14 protein-coding genes and 3 pseudogenes are annotated in these 25,543 nt (G+C 73.9%); 8 read left to right on the top strand and 9 right to left on the bottom strand.

The window, feature by feature from the left end; all coding sequences use genetic code 11:
• Positions 1 to 499: 499 nt before the first annotated feature.
• On the top strand, positions 500 to 1,858 hold the full coding sequence (locus ACZ4MF_RS12125; RefSeq protein ID WP_467491905.1) for an MptA/MptB family glycosyltransferase: 1,359 nt from the start codon (positions 500 to 502) through the stop codon (positions 1,856 to 1,858).
• A 17-nt stretch (positions 1,859 to 1,875) separates the two neighbouring features.
• Here the strand turns inward: ACZ4MF_RS12125 and atpF are convergent, their stop codons facing one another.
• Both atpF and ACZ4MF_RS12115 read right to left on the bottom strand, forming a co-directional pair.
• On the bottom strand, positions 1,876 to 2,388 hold the full coding sequence (gene atpF, locus ACZ4MF_RS12120) for a F0F1 ATP synthase subunit B (protein WP_467491904.1): 513 nt from the start codon (positions 2,386 to 2,388) through the stop codon (positions 1,876 to 1,878).
• A 99-nt stretch (positions 2,389 to 2,487) separates the two neighbouring features.
• The gene (locus tag ACZ4MF_RS12115) at positions 2,488 to 3,081 is read right to left on the bottom strand and encodes a TetR/AcrR family transcriptional regulator (RefSeq protein WP_467491903.1); all 594 of its coding nucleotides are present in this window, start codon (positions 3,079 to 3,081) and stop codon (positions 2,488 to 2,490) included.
• Between the two features lie 192 nt (positions 3,082 to 3,273).
• Between ACZ4MF_RS12115 and ACZ4MF_RS12110 the strand changes: the two genes are divergently transcribed.
• The 5 genes and pseudogenes from ACZ4MF_RS12110 to ACZ4MF_RS12090 all read left to right on the top strand — a co-directional run.
• Positions 3,274 to 3,843, top strand: coding sequence for an ATP-binding protein (locus ACZ4MF_RS12110; protein WP_467491902.1), 570 nt, complete (start codon positions 3,274 to 3,276; stop codon positions 3,841 to 3,843).
• Between the two features lie 137 nt (positions 3,844 to 3,980).
• Positions 3,981 to 5,235: pseudogene (locus ACZ4MF_RS12105) on the top strand (PP2C family protein-serine/threonine phosphatase).
• Positions 5,175 to 5,957, top strand: a pseudogene (locus ACZ4MF_RS12100) (PAS domain-containing protein); the annotation flags it as partial. The pseudogenes ACZ4MF_RS12105 and ACZ4MF_RS12100, both read left to right, overlap by 61 nt.
• 91 nt (positions 5,958 to 6,048) lie before the next feature.
• Entirely contained in the window at positions 6,049 to 7,833 is a 1,785-nt protein-coding gene (locus ACZ4MF_RS12095) for an ATP-binding SpoIIE family protein phosphatase (protein ID WP_467491901.1), read from the top strand.
• Between the two features lie 102 nt (positions 7,834 to 7,935).
• Positions 7,936 to 8,058, top strand: a pseudogene (locus ACZ4MF_RS12090) (LuxR C-terminal-related transcriptional regulator); the annotation flags it as partial.
• Positions 8,059 to 8,343: 285 nt separating this feature from the next.
• Here ACZ4MF_RS12090 and ACZ4MF_RS12085 read toward each other — a convergent pair.
• Positions 8,344 to 8,967, bottom strand: coding sequence for a hypothetical protein (locus ACZ4MF_RS12085; protein ID WP_467491900.1), 624 nt, complete (start codon positions 8,965 to 8,967; stop codon positions 8,344 to 8,346).
• A gap of 620 nt (positions 8,968 to 9,587) precedes the next feature.
• On the opposite strand from ACZ4MF_RS12085, the gene ACZ4MF_RS12080 reads away from it, so the two are divergent.
• Positions 9,588 to 12,935 (top strand): GH92 family glycosyl hydrolase, encoded by a 3,348-nt coding sequence (locus ACZ4MF_RS12080; protein WP_467491899.1) that lies wholly within the window; start codon positions 9,588 to 9,590, stop codon positions 12,933 to 12,935.
• Between the two features lie 21 nt (positions 12,936 to 12,956).
• Here the strand turns inward: ACZ4MF_RS12080 and ACZ4MF_RS12075 are convergent, their stop codons facing one another.
• Entirely contained in the window at positions 12,957 to 17,579 is a 4,623-nt protein-coding gene (locus ACZ4MF_RS12075; RefSeq protein WP_467491898.1) for a tetratricopeptide repeat protein, read from the bottom strand.
• Positions 17,580 to 17,585: 6 nt separating this feature from the next.
• Positions 17,586 to 17,933: a CU044_2847 family protein gene (locus ACZ4MF_RS12070; RefSeq protein ID WP_356025610.1), complete on the bottom strand. Its 348-nt coding sequence runs from the start codon at positions 17,931 to 17,933 to the stop codon at positions 17,586 to 17,588.
• Between the two features lie 154 nt (positions 17,934 to 18,087).
• Between ACZ4MF_RS12070 and ACZ4MF_RS12065 the strand changes: the two genes are divergently transcribed.
• Positions 18,088 to 19,032: a hypothetical protein gene (locus ACZ4MF_RS12065; RefSeq protein ID WP_467491897.1), complete on the top strand. Its 945-nt coding sequence runs from the start codon at positions 18,088 to 18,090 to the stop codon at positions 19,030 to 19,032.
• A 36-nt stretch (positions 19,033 to 19,068) separates the two neighbouring features.
• Here the strand turns inward: ACZ4MF_RS12065 and ACZ4MF_RS12060 are convergent, their stop codons facing one another.
• Genes ACZ4MF_RS12060 through ACZ4MF_RS12045 form a run of 4 tightly spaced genes read right to left on the bottom strand, consistent with a single transcriptional unit; the run spans position 19,069 to position 25,529 of the window.
• The gene (locus tag ACZ4MF_RS12060) at positions 19,069 to 21,705 is read right to left on the bottom strand and encodes an AAA family ATPase (RefSeq protein WP_467491896.1); all 2,637 of its coding nucleotides are present in this window, start codon (positions 21,703 to 21,705) and stop codon (positions 19,069 to 19,071) included.
• Entirely contained in the window at positions 21,702 to 23,084 is a 1,383-nt protein-coding gene (locus ACZ4MF_RS12055) for a hypothetical protein (protein WP_467491895.1), read from the bottom strand. The genes ACZ4MF_RS12060 and ACZ4MF_RS12055 overlap by 4 nt, the downstream gene beginning before the upstream one ends.
• Before the next feature lies 1 nt (position 23,085).
• Positions 23,086 to 23,787, bottom strand: a complete 702-nt coding sequence (locus ACZ4MF_RS12050) for a 4Fe-4S single cluster domain-containing protein (RefSeq protein ID WP_467491894.1) — start codon at positions 23,785 to 23,787, stop codon at positions 23,086 to 23,088.
• Positions 23,784 to 25,529, bottom strand: coding sequence for a vWA domain-containing protein (locus tag ACZ4MF_RS12045; protein WP_467491893.1), 1,746 nt, complete (start codon positions 25,527 to 25,529; stop codon positions 23,784 to 23,786). The genes ACZ4MF_RS12050 and ACZ4MF_RS12045 overlap by 4 nt, the downstream gene beginning before the upstream one ends.
• Positions 25,530 to 25,543 lie beyond the last annotated feature (14 nt).

Below are 25,543 nucleotides of genomic sequence, written 5' to 3'. Positions count from 1 at the left end.
CTGATCTACTTCACCGACGCGGTCTGTGTGCACCGGGGACGTCACCGTCCCGGGAGCCGGACACCTCACGATCGAACAGCTCCGACGCGTGTGATGACCTGGGCGATATGCGCGATCCGGGGTAATCCGGTGAATATCAGTCCGAATTCCCGGAGCGGAGCGCGTGTCGTCGCCGAGCCCTGCGTCGCCGTCCGGCAGTGCCTGCCGAGAGCCCACCCGTCCACGGGTGCAGCCGTGCCGACAGACCTCTGCGGGTGCGAGCTGATGCGGCCGGCCGTGTGGAAAGCTGCCGTGGTGCCCGTATCGGTGGGTGCGGTGGGGCCATGGGTGACGGCGGCACGTCCGGTCTGCCGGATCGCCGTCGCACCTCCCCGCCGCGAGCTGACGGAGAGGACCGGTCACTGAGCTGCCGAGACATGTGCTGCCGTGGGGGGAGGCGCAGTTCCCGATCGCCCGTGTGTGAAAGAGCCATGACCCGAGTGCGACCCAGAGGCCGACCTTGACGATCAACAACAACGACTGGACTCTGCGACCTCTGGCCCAGGGCAGGAGGACAGCCGGGTACACGGCTCGGACGGGAGACGGCCGGCCGCGGCCGCGCGCCGCGTTGTGGGCGGCGGGGGCAGGCGTCCTCCTGTTCGCGCTGGTCGGTGCGAGCGCGCCCAACCCGAACACGCTGAGGGCGCCGATCACCTGGCTCCGGCTGCCCGCCATGCCCGGCACCGTCTCCGAGGCGGCCATGGCCGCCGCCGTCGTGCTGTCGTGCGGAGGAACGCTCGGTCTGCTCCACGCGCACGGCCGAGGGTGGAGTCCCGATCCCCGAACTCTGTTCCGCGTGGGCGCGCTGGCCGTGCTCCTCTTCGCGAACCTCACCCCGGTCGGCTCCTCCGACGCGGCGAGTTACGCCGCCTACGGTCGTATCGCCGCTCTCGGTGGTGATCCGTACGTGACGACCCCCGCCCAACTGGGCGGGGCCTACGCGCATTTGGTCGGCGACGCCTGGCGGAACTCCCCGTCGGTGTACGGGCCGGTCGCAACGTGGTGGCAAGCCGCTGCCGCGTGCGTGGGCGGTAACCAGCCGTGGCTGACCATATGGGTGCTGATGCTCGCGAACGCGGCCGTCTTCCTCGGCGTCGGCCTCCTGCTGATGCGGACGGCCGACGATCCGGTCCGGGCCGCGCTCCTGTGGAGCGCCAATCCGTTGCTGATCGGGGTGCTGGTCGGGGGCGGGCACCTGGACACCCTCGTCGCCGTCCTGGCGGTCTGCGTGGTCCACATGGCGCGCAGCATCGGCGGCAGGCGCCGGGACCTGACCATCGGCGGCCTCGTCGGCCTGGCCTGCGGCGTCAAGGTCAGTGCCGCGCTGCTCGGTGCCGGGGTGATCTGGCTGCTGCTCCGACGCGGCGCCTGGCTGCGGGCGGCCGGCGTGGTGGGAGCGGCCACGCTGGTGGTGGCGGTGCTCTACGGCATGTACGGCCTGCATGCCCTGGACCCGCTCTCCAAAGCCTCGCACATGGTGTCGATGCCGTCGTTGTGGGGCGTGTTCCAACACGGTGCGACCGCTGTCGTCGGGCCGGCCGCGGCCGCGGCGAGCGTCAGCGTTCTGTGGCCCGTGCTGATGCTCGGGCTGGCCCTCGTACTCCACCGGCACGTACCGGCGGAGGCCCCGGTCGTCGTCACCGTCCCCTTCGTGCTCTCCTTCGCCTGGATCATCGCGGCACCATGGTCCATGCCGTGGTACGCGGCTCTTGCCTGCGCGCTGGCGGCGCTGTTCTGCCCCGTCCGCCTCTCGCAGCTCCTCATCGTGGTCACGGCCGGCCTGGCCCTGTTCCACACCAGCGGCGGTCACGGCTGGTGACCACGCAGTCGGCGGGACTACGGCAGACGTGCCGCGCTGCGGTCGTCGACGTCCGAGAAGAAGCGGTCCACGACGTCGCTTTCACCGACGACCCCGTCGAGGGACTCGCCGACCACCCGGCCGGCCAGCTCCGTGGCCAACGACACGACGACACCGTGCAGCTCTGTCTTCGCGGTCTCCCGGTCGGCCGCGAGCCGGGCCCGCGCTTCGGTGATCATCGCCTCGCGTTCCCGCAGTGCCTCGGCGCGCATCTCGGCGACCAGTTGAGCGCCCTGTTCCAGCGCTTCCTGACGCAGGCGAGCCGCCTCGTGTCGGGCGTCCGCCAGTTCCTCGCGGTACGTGGCGAGCACCTCACCGGCCTCGATCGCCGCCCGCTCGGCCTGTTCCCGCCGACCGTCGATGGCGTCCCGGCGTTCGGCGAGCACGTTGTCGATCCGGGGGAGAAGGATCTTGGACAGAGAGAAGAAGATCACGGCGAAGGTCAGCACGCACACCAGTGACGGGGCGAGCCGAGGTATGAGGATGCCCATGCCGAGATTTTAGAGAGACATTGACATGTGATGGGTGTGTGTCAGGTAAGAGTTCGCCCCAACTGAACGGAGATGAAAGCTCTCTGATGCCCTCTCAGGTCAGGTGTGCCAGCCGGGTTCGAGGGTGTCGAGGAGGGTGTGGAAGGCGGTGTCGGCCTGTGCCCAGTGGCCGTTCGCCAGGGGGGCGATCAGGAGGCCGAGGCAGGCGTCGGTGAGGAGGGTGGCCTGGGTCCGGGCCCGGTCCTGGTCCATGCCCAGGCCGTGCAGGATCGACGTGAGCAGGTCCGTCCACTCGGTGACGATGTCTCGCATGACGGGTCCGTAGCGGTCCGGGTGGAGCACGCTGGTGCTCATGACCTCCAGGAAGAGGGGGAGCGTGGCGCGTACGTCGGGTTCGCCGAACTGCCGCCACAGTTCCTCCAGGAGACGGCGCAGGCCCGCGGGGTCCGTGGGGGAGCCGGTCGTGTCGAGCGTGGTGCGGACGCGGAGGAGGGGGCGGCGTTCGTAGAGCGCGAGCGCTTCGGCGATCATGCGTTCCTTGGTGCCGAAGTAGTACAGGAGCATGCGGTCGCTGGTGCCCAGGGCCTGGGCCAGCGGGCGCAGGGAGAGATCGGTGACGCCGTTGCGCAGTACGTACGCGCGGACACGGTCGAGAAGTGCGCGCCGTTTGGCCGGGTCGGGTGGGCGAGGCATGGGGGCTCCTGGATGCGTGACGGACGCTTCCGATGACCGATTACTTACTTTTGAGAATTTTGGAGCGCTCTTTACTGTAGCAGTCATTACGTCTATATTTGTATGTAGCGGTTGCTACGTACACGCGTCCGGCCCGAGCCCGGCGCGCACCCGGTGGGCCGCTCACCGTCAGCCCCAGAAGGATTGATCGCCATGGCCACCGACGCCATCGGCCGTCCCGTCGGCCGTCCCCTCGCCCGTCACCAGGAGAGCGGGTCGTCTCGCGGTGCCGCACCGTCGTGGTTCGCCAGGCAGTGGGCCATGTGGTCGCGCACGCTGGCACCGCTGCGTCCGCTGGACGCGCCCCGCGGCCGCCCCACCCCCTGGGACGCCTCCTGGCCCTTGCACCGGGAACTCACCTCGGCGGGCCGAGCCCGGCGGCTGGTGACCGCGCAGCTGAGTGACTGGGCCGTGACCGACCTCGCCGACACCGCGGAACTGCTGGTCAGCGAGCTGGTCACCAATGCCCTGCGCCATACGCGGGGCCCGCTCAGGCTCAATCTCCGGCTGCGCGAGGGCCGGCTGCTGTGCGAGGTCGAGGACACCGAGTCCGGCGGCCCCGTGCGCGGCGTCGCCGCCGCGGACGCCGAGGGCGGCCGCGGCACGGAACTGATCGACCTGCTCGCGGACGCCTGGGGCAGCAGGCGGACGGCCACCGGCAAGAGCGTCTGGTTCGAGCTGCGGTGCGGGGACCGGTTCCCGGACATGCCGGACACATGGTGATCATGCGGCTCGGCGGCCAGTCGCTCGGCTGCGCGGACACCGGCTGACCGCCCTGGCCGCCGCTCCTGCCCGCCGTGGTCGTGCTGCCTGACCTGTGCGAGGACGGCAGCGGTGTGAGACTGGGCGCGGAAGGGGTGATGACCCTGTCGGATCCGCCGCACGCGTCCTCCGGTGCCGGCACCGCCGTCGACGAGGATCTGCTGGAGCGGCTGGTCATCGAGGCGCAGTCGGCCCTGCCCTTCGAACTGTCGGCCTTGGCGAACCGGTGCGCCTCGGCCCTCGGCCTGGACACCGCGCTGATCTACCTCGTCGACCTGCAACAACGGCTGCTCGTCCCCTTGGACGAGGCCTTGCAGCCGTTGCCGGTGGACCGCTCGCCGGCCGGCTGGGCCTACCGTTCGGTCTCCCCCCGGGTCGTGGGCGGCGACGGCCGCGTGATCGTCTGGATGCCTCTGGTCGACGGCGCGGAGCGGCTGGGCGTACTGGCGGTGCGGGCCGCCTCGCTCGACCGGGTCCGGATGCGCCGATGCCGGATGCTGTCCCATCTGTTTCGCGATGCTGGTCACCTCCAAGCGCGCCTACGGCGACTGGCTCGCCGCCCGCACCCGCACCGTGCCGATGGGGTTGCCCGCCGGGATGCTGCGGGCCTTCCTGCCCCCGCACACCGTGGGCAGCCGCAGATGTGTCTCGACCGCGGTCCTGGAGCCTGCGTACGACATCGCCGGTGACGCCTTCGACCACTCGGTGGTCAAGAACGTGCTGCACACCATGATCCTCGACTCCATGGGGCACGATCTGACCGCCGGTCTGAGCACGTCGGTCGCCATGGCGGCGGCGCGCAACGCCCGCCGGGGCGGTGGTGACCTGGCCGATGTCGTCGGCTCCGTCGACCAGGCGCTCGCCCGCTGGCTGCCCGACCACTTCTGCACCGGCGTGCTGTGCCGGCTCGACGCCGAGACCGGGGTGCTGCACTGGGTCAACTGCGGGCACCCTCCGCCGCTGCTGATCCGTGCCGAGCGGGTGCTCGCCGGGGCGCTGGACAGTCCGCCGCAGCCGCCGATCGGTCTGGCCGGCCCGCTCGCCCCGGCAGCACGGCAGGTCCACGAGACCACACTGGCACCGGGCGACTGCGTCCTTCTCTACACCGACGGTGTCGTGGAGGCGCGCGGCGCGGACGGTGCGGAGTTCGGCCTCGACCGGTTCACCGACTTCGTCATCCGCTCCAACGCCGCCGGCCAGCACCCGGCCGAGGCGCTGCGGCTGCTCATCCACGCCGTCCTCGACTACCAGCGCGGCCAACTGCGGGACGACGTGACCATCCTGCTCTTCGAATGGTGCCCGCCGGCAGCCGGGCCCCGCCCCCGTGCTGGGGCGACGGGCGAGGCTCCTTGATCCTCGGAGGTCCTCGGCGAGACGCCCGCGGGCGAGTGGAGAACGATGGAAACGGTAGAGGTGAGGCAGGAGGCCGACGCGGCGGGACCGGCCGCCCCGGGCGTCCCGTCGTGTCGGCCTCCTCGGCCTCCGCGACGGTGCCCGGGGCCACGGTGTCCGAGCGGGCGGAACGGGCGGTGACCGGCATGGGCGATGCCACCCCCCTCGGCGGGAGCCGTGCCGCACCGCCCGGTCCGGCGGACCCGGCCACGGCGGTCGTCGACGACCGGGGAATCGTGACGGGATGGAGCACGGGCGCCGAGCGCCTGCTCGGCTACCCCCGCGAGGAGGCCGTCGGCAGCCCGGTCACCCGTCTGATCGCCCCGGACGCGGGCAGCGACGGCCTCCCGGACCTGAGCCCGGCCGGCACGACGGCCCTGCTCCGGCACCGGGACGGCCGGCCGGTGCCCGCGCGGGTGCGGGCCTATCCGTCGGTCGACCGTACGGGCCGCGCCCAGCGGCTCCTCGTGGTGACGTCACCGGAGCACTCACCGCCGGACCTGGTGACGGCCGACGAGGCGTTCACCCAGTGCCATCTGCCCGTGATGCTGTACGACCACGCGCTGCGGGCCGTACGGGCGAGCGCCGGTGCCGTACGGGAACTCGGACTGAGCGAGGAGCGGATGCGCGGCCGGCGCGTCACCGACATCCTGCCGCCCCACCTCTGCCACCGGGTCGAGGAAGGCATGGGCCGGGTGCTCGCGACGGGCGGAGCAGTTCCACGCCCGGGGCAGAGCCCGGCCGGACGGACCCGAGAAGGTCTGGTCCGTCACCGTGTCCCCGCTCACCGCACCGGCGGGGCAGGTGCGGCACCTGGAGGTCTCCGCCCTCGACGTCACCGAACAGCATCTGGCCCGGGAGCGGCTCGCGCTGCTGAACGACGTCAGCGCACAGGTGGGCAGCACCCTGGACGTGATGCGCACGGCCCAGGAGATGGCCGACGTGACGGTGGGCCGGCTCGCCGACTTCGTCACCGTCGACCTGCTCGACTCGCTGTGCCGCGGAGTCGAGCCGAGGCCGACCGGGACGGGCACGGTCCCGCTGCGGCGCATGGCGCAGCAGTCCGTGCTGCCCGGGGTGCCCGAGGCGGTGCGGGCACCGGGAGCCGTGGACGACTACCCCGAGTCCGCACCACCCGTGCGCTGCCTGGCCACGGGCACGCCCTCCCTGCACCGCAGCGAGGACGCGGCGATCAGGGAGTGGGGGCGGGCCGATCCCGACCGGGCCGAAGTGGTCCGCGGGTTCGGGATCCACTCGATCATGGTCGTGCCGCTGCGCGCCCGCGGCATCACCCTCGGTGTGGCGGTTCTCGTGCGGCACCGGCGCGAGGAGCCCTTCTCGCACGACGACCTGCTCCTGGCCGAGGAGATCGCCGCCCGCGCCGCCGTGTCCATCGACAACGCCCGCCGGTACACCCTCGAACGCGGCACCGCGCTGGCCCTGCAGCGCAGCCTCCTGCCGAGCCGGTTCTCGGCCCAGGAGGCGGTCGAGGCGGCTCATCGCTACCTTCCGGCCCGCACCCGGGCGGGGCTGGGCGGCGACTGGTTCGACGTGATCCCGCTCTCGGGCGCCCGGGTCGCGCTGGTCGTCGGCGACGTGGTGGGCCACGGGCTGCGGGCGTCGGCCACCATGGGACGGCTGCGGACCGCGGTGCACACCCTGGCCGACGTCGACCTTCCTCCCGACGAACTGCTCACCCACCTCGACGACCTGGTCACCCACCTGGCGACCGAGGAGTGCACCGCGTACGACGAGGTCGACCTCGACGTCCCCACCGGTCTCATCGCCACCTGCCTGTACGTGGTCCACGACCCGGTCTCCAGCCGCTGCACCGCCGCCACCGCCGGCCATCCGCCGCCCGTCGCCGTCACCCCGGACGGTACGGCGGGCTTCGTCGACCTGCCGCCCGGCCCTCCGCTCGGGGTGGGGGGTCTGCCCTTCGAGACCGTCGAGTGGGACGTGCCCCCGGGCAGCCTGCTCGCGCTGTACACGGACGGCCTGGTCCAGGGCGGCGGGCACGACCTGGGCCGGGGTCTGGAGCTCCTGCGCCGGGGCCTCGGCCGGTCCGCCGCCCGGCCGCTGGAGAGGGTGTGCGACGAGCTGATCCGGACGCTGCTGCCCGCGCGGCCCGAGGACGACGTCGCCCTGCTCGTCGCGCGGACCCGGGCGCTCGCCGCCGACCGGGTCGTCACCTGGGACCTGCCCTCCGATCCGGCGGTGGTGGCCGACGCCCGTGCACAGGTGCTGGCCCGGCTGGACGCCTGGCGCCTGCGCGACGCGGCGTTCACCGCCGAGCTGGTGGTGAGCGAACTCGTCACGAACGCCATCCGCTACGGCCAGCCGCCCGTCCAACTGCGGCTGATCCGCGGGACGGCGCTGATCTGCGAGGTCTCCGACGGCAGTGGCACCGCCCCGCATCTGCGCCGGGCCCGCACCTACGACGAGGGCGGCCGCGGTCTGCTGCTCGTCGCCCAGCTCGCCCAGCGCTGGGGTACCCGGCACCATGAGGGCGGGAAGACCATCTGGGCCGAGATCGAACTCGCCGAGCGGGACGGGTGAGGGGATCGGCCGCACGTACGCGACGGGGGCCGCGGGACGCCACTCGGCCGCGGCGCTCGGTGTCCGGCCGTCACCGCTCGTACGGCGAGGCCGAGGGCGCGGGTGAGGGTCGTCCCGCCTCCGCGGCCGGACGCCGCCGACCGGGAACTCCCGCACGGACTCACCCGCCGTGAGACGGAGGTCCTCACGCTGATGGCCCGGGGCATGACCAACTCCGGGATCGCCGACGTCCTCGCCTCTTCTGACTCGTTCGGGGCGGGGGAAACGCCGGGAGCGAATCGGGTGGCGAGAACGCGCCCGGATGTGCCGGCGCGAGGCGCCCGGGGTGTAAATGCCCAGGTTAGTCGGGCTGTTGGCGGGCGGGCGCGGGCCCGGGCACCAGGGCGTGAGCCTGGTGTCCGGGCCCGGTGGTGCGGGGAGAGTGTGCGGGTTGTCGGACAATGGTGGGGATCGGGGTCCCCGGCCCGATTGCGGCGGGCCGGGGCCTCATCCTGTGCTGCCGCCGTCCGGTCAGTCGTCCCAGCCGCCGTCGCCCCAGCCGCCTTCACCGCGGCCGCCTTCGCCCCGGCCGCCTTCGTGGTCGCAGTCCACGCGGAAGCTGGCGACGATGCCGTCCTTGACGTGGACGCCGTCCTTGACGTGGAGGTCGTCGACGCCGAAGCTGGTGCTGAACGCGCCGACGGTGGCGATGGGGGCGCCGTTGTCGCAGACGGCCCCGCGGAAGACCTCCACGCGCTTGTGGCTGTCGTTGCGGACGTTGAGGGTCTTGGCGCCCAGGCCGCTGATCACGGTGATGCAGTCGCCGGGGCGGGCGGAGTAGGACCGCTCGTTGACGAGGATGCGGCCCTCCTCGTGGCGCTCCTCGTGGCCCCGGCCCTCCTCGCGGCGGCCTTCGTTGCCCTTGCCCTCGTTGCCCTTGCCTTCGTTGTTGTTGTTGCTGTTGTTGTTGTTGCTGTTGTTCTTGCCCTGCCCGGAGTCGCCGCCGAAGGGCGCCTCCGCGGCGGGGGCGACGGCCGCCGGGGCCGCCTGGGGCGCCGGGGCGGAGGCCGCCGAGGCGTAGGTGATGCCGGTGACGGCGAGTGCCGCGGCGGCTCCGGCAGCGGCGGTCACCATGGTGGAACGAGCGAGCTTCATGTCGCTTCTCCTGTCTGGATATCTCGGAGACGTCGGCTCGTCAGCCGACTGCGATCAAACGTACTCACGGCTGTCACATCGGGCATTTCGGGAAATTCGCGATGGAGGCCGATCGGGTTATATGCGGCCCTTTCTGTCGCTCGGTCAGGAAGTGAAGTGACCGAAAAAGAAGGCATATTGAATGACGATTAGGCCTTCCGAATGATCTCTGACGGCTGCTCACCCCACGCCGACAGTGTGTCGCTGCGAACGCCGTGAGGTGGTTCGTGTTAGCGGGCACCCGCGTCGGCCGGTGGGACGCGCCGTCATGGCGGCTCGCCGTGGCCGGCGCGCGACAGCGCGACCGGACGCGCCCGGCGGTGAACTTCGCGCGCAGAAAGTCTTGTTGACCTCGTTGACACGCCGCAAGCACACGCGTTTCACTCAACACTCGTGCATGGCAACGTTGTCAGGCCGTGCGGGGCGCGGCCGGAACCGCTGCCTGTCGTCGGCGCTCCGGCCTTCTTCGGCGCGCCTGCACCTGATGTGCGAAGCACGAACCGCTGCGGAGGCAACCGATGGTGAGACCCCGACGTTCAGCCGCGCCACGTGACCGAAAGAGATTCCGCCAACGCCTGGCCGTGGTCGCGGTCCTGGGCCTGGCCGCCCTCCCCCTTCCGGCGACCGGGAGCGCGTATGCCGCGAGCGCGACACCGGCCCTCGTGAAGGACCCCGCGTCCCTCGTCAACCCCCTCATCGGCACCTCCGGTGCGGTGGACACCTTTCCCGGCCCCGACATGCCGGCCGGCATGGTGCAGTGGGGGCCGGACACGACGCCCGACCGCGCCGACGGCGGCGGCTACGAGTACAACGACAACAAGATCTCCGGCTTCAGCCTCACCCATGTCTCGGGACCCGGCTGCCCCGTCGCGGGCGACCTGCCCGTCCTGCCGGTGACCGGCGCGCTGCCGGGCGACCTCGGCAACGCCTCCGTCGGCTTCAGCCACCACGACGAGCAGGCAGGCATCGGCTCCTACAAGGTCACCGACGCGAGCGGGGTCAGGACCGAGCTGACCGACACCACCCGCGCCGGCCTGGGCACCTTCACCTTCCCCGCGGGTGCGCAGGCGAACCTGCTCTTCAAGCTCAGCGGCGGCGCCACGCAGGTGGACGGAACCCGCGTCCAGGTGGTCAACGACAAGGAGATCAGGGGCGCGATCGACAGCGGTCACTTCTGCGGCGCGAACAACCGGTACACGCTGCACTTCGACGTCATGTTCGACCGGCCGTTCACCGCGAGCGGCACCTGGGTCGGCGGCACGGTCAACCCCGGCGCGACGTCGCTGACGGCGGGCCGGGCACGGCAGAACCTGAAGGCTCCCCGGTCGGCCCCGCTGAAGGAGAAGCACTTCACCGTCCCCGCGAAGCCGGCCCCGACGGTCCACGGGAGCGGCGACAAGGCCTCCACCGCGCCCTCCCCGGCCGCGAGCGGCGGCGCCGCACCCCGCTCGGCCGGCGCGGGCAAGGCCGCCCAGCCCCCCACGACGGGGGCGAACGGCATGTACCTGACCTTCGACACCTCCGCCGACCCGTCGGTGAGCGCGAAGGTCGGCGTCTCGTACACGAGTGACGCGGGCGCGGCGGACAACCTCGCCACCGAGATCAAGCAGTGGAACCTCCACGCCGTCGAGCAGGCCAACCACGACGCCTGGAACGCCGTACTGGGCAAGGTGCGGATCGGTGGCGGCTCCGCGGACCAGCGGGTGCAGTTCTACACGGCGCTCTACCACGCGCTGCTGCACCCGAACGTCCTCTCCGACGACAACGGCCAGTACATGGGGATGGACGACCAGGTCCACAAGCTGGCCACGGGGCAGCAGGCGCAGTACGCCAACTACTCCGGCTGGGACACCTACCGCTCCCAGACCCAGCTGATGGCGATGGTCGAGCCCAAGGTCGCCGGTGACGTCGTCACCTCGATGCTGAGCGGCTATGACCAGACGGGTCTGCTGCCCAAGTGGGCCTCGAACAACGGCGAGAGCTACGTGATGGTCGGGGACCCGGCCGCCGGAATCATCGCCGACGCGCACGCCTTCGGCGCGACGGGCTTCGACACGGACAAGGCGCTCGCGGCCCTCCAGCACGAGGCCACCGTCCCCAACAACGACCGCCCCGGCGAGTCGGTGCGGGACGCGAAGGGCTATCTCCCGCTGGACGAGAACGACTTCGGCTGCTGCAACTTCTACGGCCCGGTCTCCACCCAGCTGGAGTACGACTCCGCCGACTACGCCCTCGCCGCCTTCGCGAAGTCGCTGGGCAAGAGGGCCGTCTACGAGAAGTTCGCCACCCGCGCCCAGGACTGGATGAACGTCTTCAACCCGCAGACCGGCTACATGCAGGCGAAGAACAAGGACGGCCGGTTCGCGGGCGGTTTCACCCCCGGCACCTCCAACGGCTTCGTGGAGGGGACGTCCGCCCAGTACACGCCGATGGTCCCGTTCAACCTGCGCCAGCTCGTCCAGGCACGCGGCGGCGACCAGGCGTACTCGTCGTACCTGGACGGCCTCCTCGACAACATCACCGCCCCCGGCAACACCAACGCCGACCTGAGCAACGAGCCCAGCGTGGAGATCCCCTGGGAGTACGACTACACGGGGCAGCCGTGGAAGACCCAGGCAGCCGTCCGCGAGGCCCAGCAGAAGCTGTACTTCAACGCTCCGGTCGGCTCGTTCGGCAACGACGACCTCGGCGCGATGAGCTCCTGGTACGTGTGGTCCGAGCTCGGCATGTACCCGGAGACCCCGGGCACGGACACCCTGGCGCTCGGCAGCCCGGTGTTCCCGGTGGCGCAGGTGACCTTCGCGGGCGGGAAGACGGTGCGGATCAACGCGCCGCAGGCCGCGCCCCAGGCGCCGTACGTGCACGCGCTCGATGTCAGGGGCAAGGAGTGGAAGTCCTCCTGGCTGACGTACCAGCAGTTCAAGGGCGCGGGCACGCTCGACTTCACGCTCGGCACCCAGCCCGACACCTCCTGGGCGTCCGACCCGTCGGCGGCACCGCCGTCGGACACCACGGGCGGCGGCCGGGTGCTGGCCGCGACCGGTCCCTCCAGCGACGGCCTGGTGCTCCAGCCGGGCATGTCCGGTGACGGCACGCTCGACCTCACCAACCTCGGCGCCGCGGCCGTCACGGTCGACTGGAAGGCGACGGCGCCCTCCGGCGTCACGCTGGACACGGCGTCCGGCTCGCTGACGGTGCCCGCCTCGGGCAGCGCCGAGGCGAAGGTCCACGTGGCCGCGGGCGCGAGCGAGGGGACGTTCCCGGTCGCCTTCGCGCTGACCGACCACGGCACCGGCGCGGCACTGAGCGGGGCGACCCTCCGGGTGGCCGTGGCCAAGGCCGGTGCTCTGTGGCCGTACGACACCAACGAGGGCGTCTACCCCGACGGCACCCACTTCTCGGGCGGTTTCGACGACGGCGGTTGGGCGTTCTCGCAGAACGCGCTGTCGGCGGCCGGCGTCACCAGCGGCGCCCCTCTCACGGTCGACGGCATCTCCTACACCTGGCCCACCGTGACCTCCGGTCAGCTCGACAACCTGGAGATGGCCGGCCAGCGCATCCTCATGCCGGCCGGCACATCGGGCGCGTCACTGGGCCTGCTCGGCACCGCGACCAACGCGCCGACCGACGGCAGCGGGGTCTCGGGCACGTTGACCGTCACCTACACCGACGGCACCACCGCGAAGGCGACGGTCGGGTTCTCGGACTGGACGCTCAACGGCGGGTCCACCAAGCCGCTCGCGAGCGACACGACCGCCGTGACGACGGCCTACCGGAACACCGGCGGCGGCGGCCGGGACAACGTCGGGACGTACGTCTTCGCCACGAAGGTCCCGCTGGACCCGTCCAGGAAGGTCGCGTCGATCACGCTGCCGGTGACGGGCTCGACGGGCACCGACCACCTGTTCGCCTACGCCTTCGGCCAGTAGGCGGACCAGGGACACGGGCGCTCACGACGGCGGGCCGGTTCCCGGGTGCGAGCCCGGGAACCGGCCCGGCCGGGTCCCGAGGGCCGCACGCGCGCGGTCGTGGGCGCGGTCGCTGTCGGGGGCGTCCAGGGCGCGGCGGTACCAATAGCGGGCCTCTCGCCACTGCTCCTCGCCGGAGGCGACATCGCCGAGGAGGACCAACACCGGTGCGGTCAGGACGGGTTCGCCGGGGCGGGAGGCGGACGGCTGCGGTGCGGGGGCGCCGGTCCCGCCGGGCAGGGCGTCCCGTGCGGGCTCGCTCTCCGGGGCGGGGCGGATGTCCGCGGGCGCCGACAGGATCTCCGCGAGCCGGTCCCAGCGGCCCGTGTCCCGCAGCAGCGGGGCGTACGCGGTGCGCGCCTCGGCCTCCGCCTCCGGGTCGCCGGCGGACAGCACCTGCTCGAAGCGGTCGGCCGCCTCGTCCTGCCGCCCGGTGACGACGGCGAGCCGGGCGAGCAGCAGCAGGGCCTGCGGGCGCTCGGGGCTGTCCGCCGCGGCGGCCAGCGGGAGCAGGGTCTCCTCGGCCTCCTCGGGCCGGCCGAGCTGGGCGAGCGTACTGCCCAGATACCGCCGGGCCTGCGGTTCCACGGCGGGGTCGCCCGAGGCCACCGCCCGGGTGAGACGGTCCCGGGCCTCGTCCAGTCTGCGCTCGGCCAGCCGCGTCACGCCGAGCAGCAGACAGGCCCGGGGCGCGCTGTCCGGGGCACCCGACTCCACGGCGGCTTCGAGCAGCTCGGCGGCCATCTCGACCTCCCCGGCGTCGAGGAGGTACTCACCCCGGTCGAGGTAGCTCTCGGCCACCGCCTCCGGGTCGTCGGACGCGGCCGGGTCGGACAGGAGCCGCCGGGCCGCCGCGTGATCGCCCTGGCGAAGACGCAGGGTGCCCAGGGTCGCCCGCGCCACCTCGGTGACGTCCGAGGGTTCCCCGCGCAGGACGTCCTCCAGGAGTTCCGCGGCCTGTGCCTCGGCCGGATCCCCGCCGTCGCCGAGATGGGACAGGGCGAGGAAGAGCCGGGCCGCGTCGGACGCCCGGGGCACGTCCGCGGCCACGGCGTCGCTCAGCAGCCGCAGTCCCTGCGACCGGTCGCCCGAGACGATCCGGACCTGGCCGAGCAGCGACTGGGCCCAGGTGGCGAGCACGGGAAGGGACGCCTGCATGGCCTCGATGAGCAGGTCCGCCACCGGCGCGAACCCCTGCGGGTCGTCCGGGTCGGCGCGGTCCGACAGCATGAGCGCGAGGCGGATCCGGGCGAGGTGGGACCACTGCTCATGGCCGAAGCCGATGGCCTGCCGGTAGGCGGCCTCGGCCTCGTCGTACCGCTCCAGCACGGTGAGCAGCTCGCCGAGCAACTCCGCGGCGCGCGGGCCGTGTCCGGGGTGTCCGGAGGCGACGGCCTCGGCGAGCAGCGCGGTGAAAGCGGCCACGTTCCGCGGGTCGTCCGGGTCGGTCGTCACCGCCAGCATGACCGCAAGGTCGATCCGGGCGAGCTGGGACCAGTGCTGGTGGCCGGAGTCGATGGCCCGTCGGTAGGCGGCCTCCGCCTCCTCGTACCGCTCCTGGCCGGCCAGCAGGTCGCCCAGATGGTCCAGGGCGAGCGGGGCGTTCGGCCAGGGCCCGGCGGCGACCGAGGCGAGCAGCCGTTCCGCCCGGTCCGGGTCGCCCTGCCGTACGGCCAGTCCGGCCAGGGAGAGTTCGGCGGTCGGCGCCCAGTCCGGGTGGCCGGAGGCGACGGCCTGGCCCAGCCGGTACTCGGCGCGCTCCGCCCGCCCGCCCGCGATGTGCCAGGCGCCCAGGGTGTGGGCGGCGCGGGGCGCCAGGGCCGGGTGGCCCGACCGCACCACCTCGCGCAGCAGTTCGGCGCCCCGCTCCTGCTCCTCGTCCCCGCTCACCAGGAGCCACCCGAGCGCGAGCCGGGCCAGCGGCCAGGCCAGCGGGGCCGGGGCGTCCAGCACGCTTTCGAGCAACGGACGCGCCTCGCCCCACCGGTTGCACGCCACGAGCAGGTCCCCGAGGTTGGCGCAGGCCAGGGGCGCGGCCAGCGGGTGAGCGCCGGCCATCACCTCCCGCAGGAGCTCCTCGGCCCGCGCCAGCTTGCCCTGGTTGACCAGGACCCAGCTCATGTTCGTCCGGGCCAGCTCCGCGATCGGCGCGGTCACGGCGGCGTCCACGGTGCGGGGGAGTGTCCAGGGGCCCCGGTCCGGACCGGGCAGGTCGCCGGTGCGGGCCGCGCGGGCCCGCAGCAGTTCGGTCCCGCCGCCTGCCGGGCCCTGTTTCCCGGCACCGTCCAGGGAGGCGGGAACGCCCTCGTCGGCGAGCAGCCCGCCGAGCCGGGCCTGCGCCAGGCCGGCCACCTCGTCGTCCCCCGCGGCCAGCACGTCCTCCAGGAGCGACAGGGCCCGGTCGTGCTCCCCCTGAAGGATCAGCAGACCGCTGAAGAACACCTCGGCGAGCAGGGCCAGTTGACGGTTGTGGCAGCCCATCGCCGCCTGGAGCAGCTCGCCGGCCCGCACCCGGTCACTGGCCGCCAGCATCCCGCCCAGTTCGACCTGGGCCAGCGGCACCACGTCCGGGACGCCGGAGTCGAGGGCCGCCTCCAGACACTCCGCCCCCTGCGCGAAATCGCCCCGGAAGAGTTCGAGCTGTCCGAGCAGCAGGGCCGCCCAGGCGGCGTCGTCCGAGTCCCCGCCGATCTGCCGGACCCGGCGCAGCGCGGCCGCGGCCACCTCCGTCTCGTCACGCACACCGGCGGTGAGGGCGATCGTGAGCAGCTCGCCGCTCAGCCCGCCCGGCTGGTCCGGGGCCCCGGTGCCGCCGGTGCCGTCGGAAGCGCCCCCGCTCACGGCGAGCCGCCAGGCGAAGCCCGGCACCCGCGCGCCGGGGTCGTCGCTCCTGGCGTCCAGATAGTCGGGTACATAGGGGAAGACGGTGTACATCCGCTGTGCGGGCCCGTCGTCCGGCGCGGCGTCCCCGGTGTCCGCGGGGGCCACGGGCCGGTCCGGGTGGAGCAGGGCGATCTGCCCGGCGACGGGTTCGCGCGCCCAGGCGAGCCCGGTCCGGAACGCCCTCTCGTCCGCGTCCAGTGACGGGTGCGCGTCGTTCAGGTACCCGCGGAACAGCCGGAACAGGACGGCCTCCGGCACCGCCCCGCGCAAGCCCATCCGCCACCGGTCCGCCGCCGCCCGGGTCACCGCCCAGCCCGCCGGGCAGCTGTCGAAGCCGTCCGTCAGCCGCCGCTCCAGCTCGGGCGCGGCCACCAGGACCTGCCCGATGCCCCGCGCGGTGAAGTCCTCGCCCGGGTAGTGGCGGGCGGCCTCCGCGAGTTCCTCGTCGGAGAGCCGCTGCGCCAGCTCCACCTGGCGGGCCCGGCGCAGCACGCTGCGCGCGAGGCGGCCCTGGTCGTCCGCCCGGTCGAAGAGCGCCTGCCGCTGTATCGACGTCATGGAGGCGACCACGGTGACCGGCGGGTCCTGCCGTGCGAACCGCTCCAGGACCTGGACGTCGAGTCCGCCGGGCCGCAGATAGTGGTCCAGCTCGTCCAGCCAGAGGACCACCCGGTCGGGGCCGGCGGGCAGCCGCAGCCGGGACAGGTCCCCGGGCGCGGTCCGGTCGGCGGCGGGTACCAGGAGCCGGGCCCGCGGCATCCGGCGGCGCAGCAGCTCGAACAGGGTCCGGGACTTGCCGGACTTCGACGGGCCGACGAGCAGCAGCAGCCGCGCGCCGTCCGGCGCGGCCGCGAGCGCGCCGTCCAGCGCCTCCTCCAGCAGCGCGTCCGGCCCGGGGCGCGCGACGTACATGTCGGCGGGGCCGTCCTCGGCCGGCAGCCCGCTGTAGGTGGAGGGGCTCACGCCGACGTGGTACGGGTCCACCTCGGCGACGGACGGCAGCTCCCCGGCGCGCGTGAGCGGCAGCGCGAGCCGTGACTCCAGGCGGGCCCGCAGCTCGTCGGCGGCCTGCTCCCGGACCTGGGCGGCCAGGGGAGGCCAGTAGCGCAGCAGCGCCTCGGTCTTGATCGCGTACGCGGTGCCGCTCGGGCCGGCGCCGCGGGTGCCGGAATCGCCGCCGCGCTCCCGGGCGTTGAGGATGCCGATCACTCCGTCGCCGTCCTCGTCCCACACCGGTGCGCCCGAGAAGCCGGGTTCCGGCGCCCAGCCCGCACGCGGTTCGAGCAGCAGCCACTCGTCGCCCGCGTGGTCCACGATCTCGCCGCGCACGGGGACACCGCCGCGCGCGTGCTTTTTCGGGTAGCCGTAGGCGCGGAAGCGGTGGTGCCAGATGCCGGCCGCCGTGGTGCACAGCGGTGCGGGGCGGGCGCCGGGCGGTGGGTCGCCCGAGAGTTCGAGGACGGCCACGTCCCCCGTGCGGGCCTCGGTGACCGGGTGCCAGCCGTCCGGCAGCACGGTCGCCTCCAGCGCCTCGGCGTGCCGCACGTGCTGGAAGCGGACGTACACCGCGGTGCCGGGCCTGTCCCCGGCCGGGCCGATCACATGGGCGCAGGTGAGGATGTGGCGCGGTCCGCACAGCACGCCGACGCCGTGTGCCGGTCCGTCGGCGGCCGAGTGCCGGATGCTGACGAGCCAGGGCGGCTGTTCCCGGCCGAGTGCCACGGCTCGTCAGTTCCCGGAGCCGGCCGGCCGCTCGGGCGCACCGTCGGGCCGCGTCCAGCGCAGCCGTACGGCGAAGTGCCCCTCCGCGGCGGTCCTGGCGACGACGACACCGGCCTCCGCGGTGAACTTCATACCGAAGTCGATCTCCATCTCCTGCGGGGCGAGGGCACGCGCGGTGTCCACCACCGACCGCAGGGTGGGCAGCGTGGACTCCAGCGACTCCCGGATCCGTCGCGTGGCCTCGACGATGCCGTCCTCGCGCCGCGAGATCAGCTCCAGACCAGGAGTGTCGTCGGCGACTTCGACGACGAGTTCGGAGCCTTCCGGCCCCTGGAAGCGCACAAGCTCAGTCACGGGTTCCCCCACCCTCGTCGCTCTCGTCGCCCGGACGAGGCCCGGCCGCTGCGTGCGCAGTCTAGATCCGAACGGGGTTGCCTCACAGGCGAATTCGGGGGCTTCGGCGCTACGCTGCCCCGGTCGATGGTGTGACGGGGAACCGGGGGTGCGGATGGCGGCTGCGGACGACATGACCCCGGGCGAGCGGGCCCGCCGGGACCTGCGCGGGGCGCTCGCGGACGGTACCGGAGCCGCGGCGGCCCTGTCGGCGCTCGGTGCCTCGCTCCGGTGGGCCGCGCAGGAGCTCGCACAGGCGCGCGACGGGGACGGCGTCGCCACGCTGGAGGGGCTGTTCGGCCTGTTCGACGCGCTGGAGGAGTTCCCGGCGCTGGCCGAGCAGGCGCCCCGCCTCGTGGCGGCCGCCCGGCCCGGCCGGCGGCCGGCGGAGCAGCTGGACGAGCGGCTCGCCGAGCTCACCGCGCTCCACGGCCGGCTGCGCGACGACCGTGCGGCCCTGGAGCGGCTCGCCACCACCGAGGAGGAACTGCGCCGGCGCCTCGAGGAGCACGCGGAGTTGCGGGAGCGGATCGCGGAGCTGCGCCGCCTCGAACGCCTGGTGGACGCGCTGGACGCGCTGAGCGGACAGCAACAGGTGGTGGACGAACGGCTGACGCTGCTGCGCTCCCGGGACACCTCTGTCGAACAGACCCTGGCCGCGGACTGCGGCGCGTTGGTCCGGCTCGGCGAGGACCGGCTGGACGCGCTGGCGCCACGGACCCGCGAGGCGCTGCGCCAAGCCGAGGAGACGGGCGAGCGGCTCGCCGAGGAGGAGCGGGAGCTGGCCCGGGTCACCGCCGAGCTGGACGAACTGCGCCGACGCCTCGACGCGGTCCGCGCCGAACTCGGCGAGCGCGTACCGCAGTTGCGGCGCCACGCCCAGGCGGACCGGGAGCTGGCGCAGGCACTGTCCGCATGGGGCGACGACGATGAGGCACAGGCAGGTGGCGACCGGCTCACCAAGAACGGTACGGCCCTGGGGCGCGCGTTCCTCGACGCCGGTGACGTGGAGCGCCGCCTCGCCGCGATCGACCGGGTGCTGCGGGACGCGCTGGAGTAGGGGAGGCGGAGGGGGAACGGAAGGGCAAGGGGGTGATCAGCGGCCGGGGGCGGGTACGTCGTCGGCGGTGAAGGCGGAGTGGTCGGTGGCGGTCGGGGCGGTGCGCAGGCGGCGGGCGAGGCGGGCCTCCATGGTGGCGAGGAGGCCGCGGATCTCGCGCGCGTTGCCGAAGCCGCCCGGGTCGATGCGCCGCCGGGCGTCGAGCCAGCGTCCGGCCCGCTCGGCGACCTCCGGCGTGAGGACGTAGCCCTCGGCCCCGGCGCTGCGGCGCAGCACCTCGACGAGTTCCTCGGTGCCGTACGCCGGGAATTCCACGCGCAGGGTGAAGCGGGAGGCCAGGCCGCTGTTGCCGCGCAGGAACTCGTCCATCTCGCGAGGATAGCCCGCGGCGATCACCACCAGCCGGTCGTTCCAGTGCTCCATCTCCCTGACCAGGGTGTCGACGGCCTCCCTGCCGAAGTCGGCGCCCTGGATGCCGGAGCCGGACGTGAGGCTGTACGCCTCGTCGATGAAGAGCACCCCGTCGAGCGCCTCGTGCACGGCCTCGCGGACCCGGGGCGCGGTCTGGCCGACGTACTCGGCGACCAGGTCGGCGCGTGTGGCCTCGACCAGATGGCCCCTGCGCAGCAGTCCGAGGTCGCGGAGCATCCCGCCGACGGCCCGTGCCACGGAGGTCTTCCCGGTACCGGGCGGCCCCGTGAACAGCAGGTGCGGGGGCGCGGGCAGACGCCTGCCCCGGGCCTGGCGCAGCCGGATGCGGTCGGCGAGGTCGGTGATCGCCTCGCGCACCGAGGCGAGGCCGACCATGCCGTCCAGGTCGGACAGGAGGGCCCCGTCGTCGGGCGGGGGCCCGGGCAGCAGGGCGCGGTACTCCTCCGGAAGGTCGTCCATGGTGAACGGCTGCTCGGTGTCCTCGCCGACCCGGACGGCCCACTCGGTGAAGATCTGCTCGCCGAGGTCGCGCATGGTGCCGGCGTTGCCGAAGTCGGGGCGGCGGGTGGCGTGCAGTGCGGTGACGACCTCCAGCAGCCGGGCGGCCGACGCGTCGTCCCGGCGCAGGCCGCGGGCCGCCAGGTACCGCAGCAGGATGGTGTGCAGCACGTCCGGCGGGTAGTCGGGAAAGGCGATCCGTTCGCGGAAGCGGCGGGCGAGGCCGAGGTCGGCGGCGAGGAACTCATCGATCTTCTCGGGGTATCCGGCCGCGATCACGACGAGCCGGTCCCGTTCGTTCTCCATGCGGGCGAGCAGGGTCCGGATGACGTCCATCAGGAATCCGGGGCCCTCCTCGCCCACGCCGTGCACCTCGTCGACGAACAGCACCCCGTCCAGGGCGTCGTTCACGGCGGCGTTGGCGAGGGGGGTGCTCTGCCCGACGTAACCGGCGACCAGGTCGTCGAGCCGGACCTCCACCACATGGCCGCGGCGCAGCACGCCCAGTTCGCGGTACATCTCGCCGACGAGCCGGGCCACGGTCGTCTTCCCGGTACCGGGCGGACCGGCGAACAGCAGGTGCGGGGAGGCCGGTTCGGCGCCCGTGCCGCGCCCCAGGTCCTCCAGCCGTCGTTCGGCGGCGATCCGGCTGCGCAGCCGCCGCAGGTGGGCCTTCACCGGCTCCAGGCCCGGCAGGTCGGCCAGTTGCTCCTCGGCCGTGCGGGTGTCCGGGCCGGCCGGTGCCCCCGGCCGGTGTCCGGCGGACCGGGGCAGCCAGCCGCGCCCGGCAAGCTCCGGGCCGCTGAGCGGGGTCTCGCCGAGGGACAGCAGACGGCTGCGCCAGTTCTTCACGGTGAGCGGCTGGGCCGCCATCGCCCGTACCACGGTGTCCAGTTCGCGCCAGTCGCCGATGCGCAGTCCGTGGCGCAGCCGTAACCGCTGGACGAGGCGGTGCAGTTCGGCCTCGTCCGGGAAGCCGACGCGGACGGCGGGCGCGGCCTGCCGGCGCAACCGGGCGGCCAGTGCGGGGTAGCCGTGCAGCGACTCGACGTACTCCACACAGGCGTCGAACGTCGGGCGCGCGAAGACCAGCACGACCGGGTGGTCGTAGTCGCCGTGCCGGGCCCAGTCGCTGAAGAAGGTGTCCAGCGGGCGGGTGGCGTCGGTGTGCCGCAGGGTGCTCTCCGCCTCGGTGAACACCACGGCCGTGCGGCGCGGGGGATTCGCCAGGTACCCGGACAGGGTCATGACGGTGAACGGGTCGGACAGGGCGCGCGGCGGCCCGCCTTCGGCGGACGGGGCGGTCGACTCCGCGGCGGGCGCGGCGTCCCGCGGCGGTCCGGGCGGGCGGACGACCACCCGGCCGAGCGGTCCGCGCAGCCGGGCATGGCGCATGAGGGCCGGCCCCGCGGATCCTGTCGCCTCCGACGCGTCCGAGGCTTCCGTCGCCCCGGCCGGCGAGGCCGACGCCCGTGACGGCCCGTCGGCCGCGGCGCGGCCGGCCGGCCTGGACCGGGCCTCGGACTGCGGGTCCAGGAAGTACAGCGGCCGGCGCTGGGAGCTGTAGGCCACATACGCGCAGGACTCGGCGCGCAGCACATGCCACAGTGCCGCGTCCAGGTTCCGCTCCCGGTAGTCGGCGCCGATGAAGGTGTCGTCGACGCCGGGCCCGTACACCACGGTGAACGGCTCGCCGACGCCGAGGCGCAGGCCGGCGAAGCGGGAGCCGAGCCGGCCCGTCATACGGCGCCGTCGGCCGGGAGCGTGCGCGGCCGGGCGGCGGGCCGCCGGAACCGGTCCAGGTCGGCGGCCGCCGGATCCGGGACGCCGGGCTCGCTCTCCAGTGCCCCGGTCGGGTGCCCCGCCTCCTGGAGCGCGTGCCGTACCGCCTCGGCCCGGTCCCGGAGCTCCCGTTCCGAGGCCGTGTCGTGGTCGTAGGACAGGACGCGCAGGACCTGCCCGGTCTCGCCCTCCGGCGGGGGCAGGATCTGCACCACGATCCTGTTGCCGTTCGCGTGCTCCAGCACGGCGTGGTACGAGCGGCGCTGGTCCTCGTCCTGGTACTCGCCGTCCGTCAGCTCGTAGGCGCCGATCCGGGAGAGTGTCCCGGCCACCGAGTCGGCGAGGTTCACGCGTAGCTGTGAGGCGAGCTGCCGCATGCCGGCCCGGTCCACGATCTCACCGAGCCGGTCCTCCAACTCGGCTGCCGCCGCAGCCAGTTCGCGCTGCTCGGCGGTGGTCGTGGCGTCGTCCCGGGCCCGGGCCAGCGGCTCGGCGGTCTGCTCGCGCAGCTGTGCGAGCTCGCCCTCCGACCAGTGGTCCACGTCCAGTTCGACCCCGTGCAGCGGCTCCCCGTCGGGGCCCATGACCGGCCTGACCTCGTTCTGCGTGATCAGCGTCTGAACCAGGACCAGGGCCTCGACGGCGGCGTCCTGGGCGAGCCGTCGCTCCAGCTCACGGTGCTCGATGTCGAGGCGCAGCTCGCTGAGGTCGAGGTAGGCGCCCTGGGCGAGGGAGAGCGCGGCCTCGTACTGGCCGGCGTCGCTGTTGCGCCGTGCCGTGGCGAGGTCCAGGCGCAGCCGGTCGAGCCGGCCGGGTGCGTGTCGCTCGTGCGGCAGGGTGCTGTCGATGAGACCGGCCATCGTGGTGGCGTCGGCGAGCCAGTCCCGGGCGGCGGCCGCGGCGCGGTCGCGATGGCCGGTGAGCTCGTCGACGCGTCCGGTCAGGCCTGCGATGTCGCGGCGGCGCTGGTCGCGTTCGGCGGCGAGTTCGCGTTCCAGGGCCGCGCGCTGCTGGGCGAGCCGGGTACGGGTGTCGCGTTCGAGCCGGTCCGCGGTGCCGCGCAGCTCCTGCTGCAGGCGCTCGGACTGCTCGCGCAGCCTGCGTCCGGTGTCCCGCTCCAGCCGCTGTGTGTGGGCCGCGAGCCCGGACAGGGCCTCCTCCGTCCGGCGGGCGCGCTCGTTCAGCTCGGCGCGGGTGCGGGCCTGGTCGGCCTCCGTCTGCCGGCGGACCTCGTCGAGGAGCCGGGGCATGTCACGCCGGACCTGCTTGAGGTTCTGGGCCGCCCGTTGGGCCTGGTACCACTGTGTCTCGTCCACCAGGATGCGCTTCTTGCCGCTCATGTCAGTCGTCCTCGCCTGGTCGGTCGGCCGCGAGCCGCGCCCGGGGGTGCCGGGGCCTCACGTCGGGTGTCTGGGGAAGGCACAGCCGTGAACGGGCCTCGTCCACGGCGGAGTCGAAGGCCGCGAGCAGCCCGGCGGGCGGGACCCCGACCAGCAGGGCGGCGGGCCCGTCCAGGGCGATCTCGGCGGTGCGGGGCCCGTCCGTGAAGTCGTAGCCGCAGTCGGAGAGCCTCGGTGTGAGGTGGTGGACGCGCTGGTTGCTGCTTCCGCGCAGCCCCTTGCCGTCGTCCAGCCCGGCGACGTACCGGCCGTCGATCAACACGTCGACGAGACCGAGGAGTTCGGCGACCTCCGGTGCCGGTGGCCGGGCGCGCAGCCGTTCCAGGCGGTGGCCGGTGAAGCAGATCACCGAGAGGTCGCGCCGTGCGCGGGCCGCGCGGACCAGCGCGGCGAGCCCGGCGGCCTGGGCCATCGGCTCGCCGCCGGACAGCGTCAGACCGCGCACGCCGGGGTCGGCGAGCAACTCGCGGGCCAGCTCGGCGGGGTCCGCGCGGCGGGCGGGGCGGTCCGGGATCCACTCCGGTGCCAGACAGCCCGCGCAACGGAACGGGCAGCCCTGCACCCACACCACCGACCGCCGCCCCGGGCCCAGGGCATGGGTGCCGACCCGGGTGGCGGCGACGTTGAGGTCCGGGCCGCTCACGGCAGGTCCCGTTCCGAGGGCGCGGGCCGCCCGGGCGGCGTCGGCGGCCGGGGCGGGGCGGCGCGCCAGGGCCCGTCCCCGTCGGGCGGCAGCGACCCGGGCCGCGGGATCGGCAGCGGGCCCGGTTGCGCGCCGGCGCCGGAAGCGGCCGGCGGCGCCGGCGGCCCGCCGCTGTCGGGCAGGTAGGCGAAACTGATGCCGTTGATCACCACCGAGTCGCCGGGCCGGCACACGGCGTCCGCGCTGCGGGCCGCGGTGCCGTCCGGGCTGTAGCGCAGTTGCAGCGCGATCCTGCGCGTGCCGTCGGCCGCCCGGAACCTGCGGCCGTACACGCGGCCGCGGCCACCGATCCGGGCCGGTGCGAGCGTCAACTGCCGCCCCCGCAGAACGATGTGGTCCTGCGGGCCGCCGCCGAGCGCCGGGGACAGCACCAGGAGGCCGCCGAGGGCCGCCCGGTTGCGCCGCAGCCACAGCAGCAGCGCGGCGAGGAGGACCGCGAGGGGGACGCCGGTCAGCAGGGGCAGGGCCAGCGGCGAGCCGACCTCGGCGCGCAGCCGCAGGCCCGTGGCCGGTCCGTCCACCGCCGCCGGTACGTCGAACCTCACGTCGTCGAGGGTGGCCGCCCAGGGCGTCGTGACCCTGCCGTGCACGGTGACGCCGACCTCGGCCCGCCAGGTCCGCCGCACCGGCAGCAGCCCGGCGTCGGGCCTGCCCCGCACCTGGACGGCGAACCGCCGTGCCGCGCCCGGCTCCAGGGCCACCCGGTCCGGCAGGCCGGTGACGGTGAGCGGCTGGCCGTTCACGCTCGCGCCGAGGCCGGTCACGGTCAGCGGCACCCGCTTGCTCGTGGCCGTCAGCGTCAGCGTGGCCGCCGCCCCGCCCCGGCCCAGCTCCAGCGTCCGGGCGGGCGACAGGGTGGCGGTGACGCCCCTGCCCGCGTCCTGGGCGATCAGCCGCTCGGCCTTGCGCGCCCGGGCCTGCTCGGCGGCCCGCCCGAGATAACCGGCGAGGTTCTGCACCGAGTCCGGCCGCAGCTCGGTGGTGTCCGGCACGACGCGGGACAGCTGCGCGGTGCCGGACTCGTCGGTGGCCAACGGCAGGGAGTAGGCGGCCAGTTCGTGCCGGCCGGCCAGTTTCTCGGCCCGGCTTCGCAGCGCGTCCCACGCCGGCCCGGAGGCCTTGGGGTACCGGGAGCCCTGCGGCGGATCGTGCCGGCCGTCGGTGAACATCACCACGGAGCCGACGTCGGCGGCGTCGGGCCGCTCCAGCTCGGCCAGGCCGCGGTCCAGGGCGGCGCCGATGTCGGTGTGCACACCGGAGGGCCCGGCCTGCGCGGGCAGCCTGCCGATGACGCCCTTCGGGTCGGACGGGTGCCCCAGATAGACGGTCTCGGCCGTGTTCCCGAACGTGAACAGGGCGACGTAGTCCTGCGGCGACAGGCCCTTCAGGAACGGCAGCAGCGCCGAACGGACCGACGAGTACCGGCCCTTGTCCATCATCGAGCCGGAGACGTCGACGAGTACGACGTAGTCCGCGGAGACCTGCTCCAGGCCGAGCGCGGAGTAGATCTCGGCGCGGCTGGGACCCGGTGCGGCCGGGGCCGTGCCGGCGGCCGCGGGGGCCGCCCCGGACGGCGCGACGGCCAGGGCCGTGAGCACCAGCGCGGCGAGAGCGACGGCGGCGCGGTGGACGGCACGGCCCCGGGCGTGTCCCGGACTCGGGCTGGGCGGCGGCTTGTTCATCGAAGGCGAGCTCC

The organism is Streptomyces sp. NPDC025793, from assembly GCF_055558375.1.
This window is presented reverse-complemented; position numbering and strand designations above follow the sequence as displayed.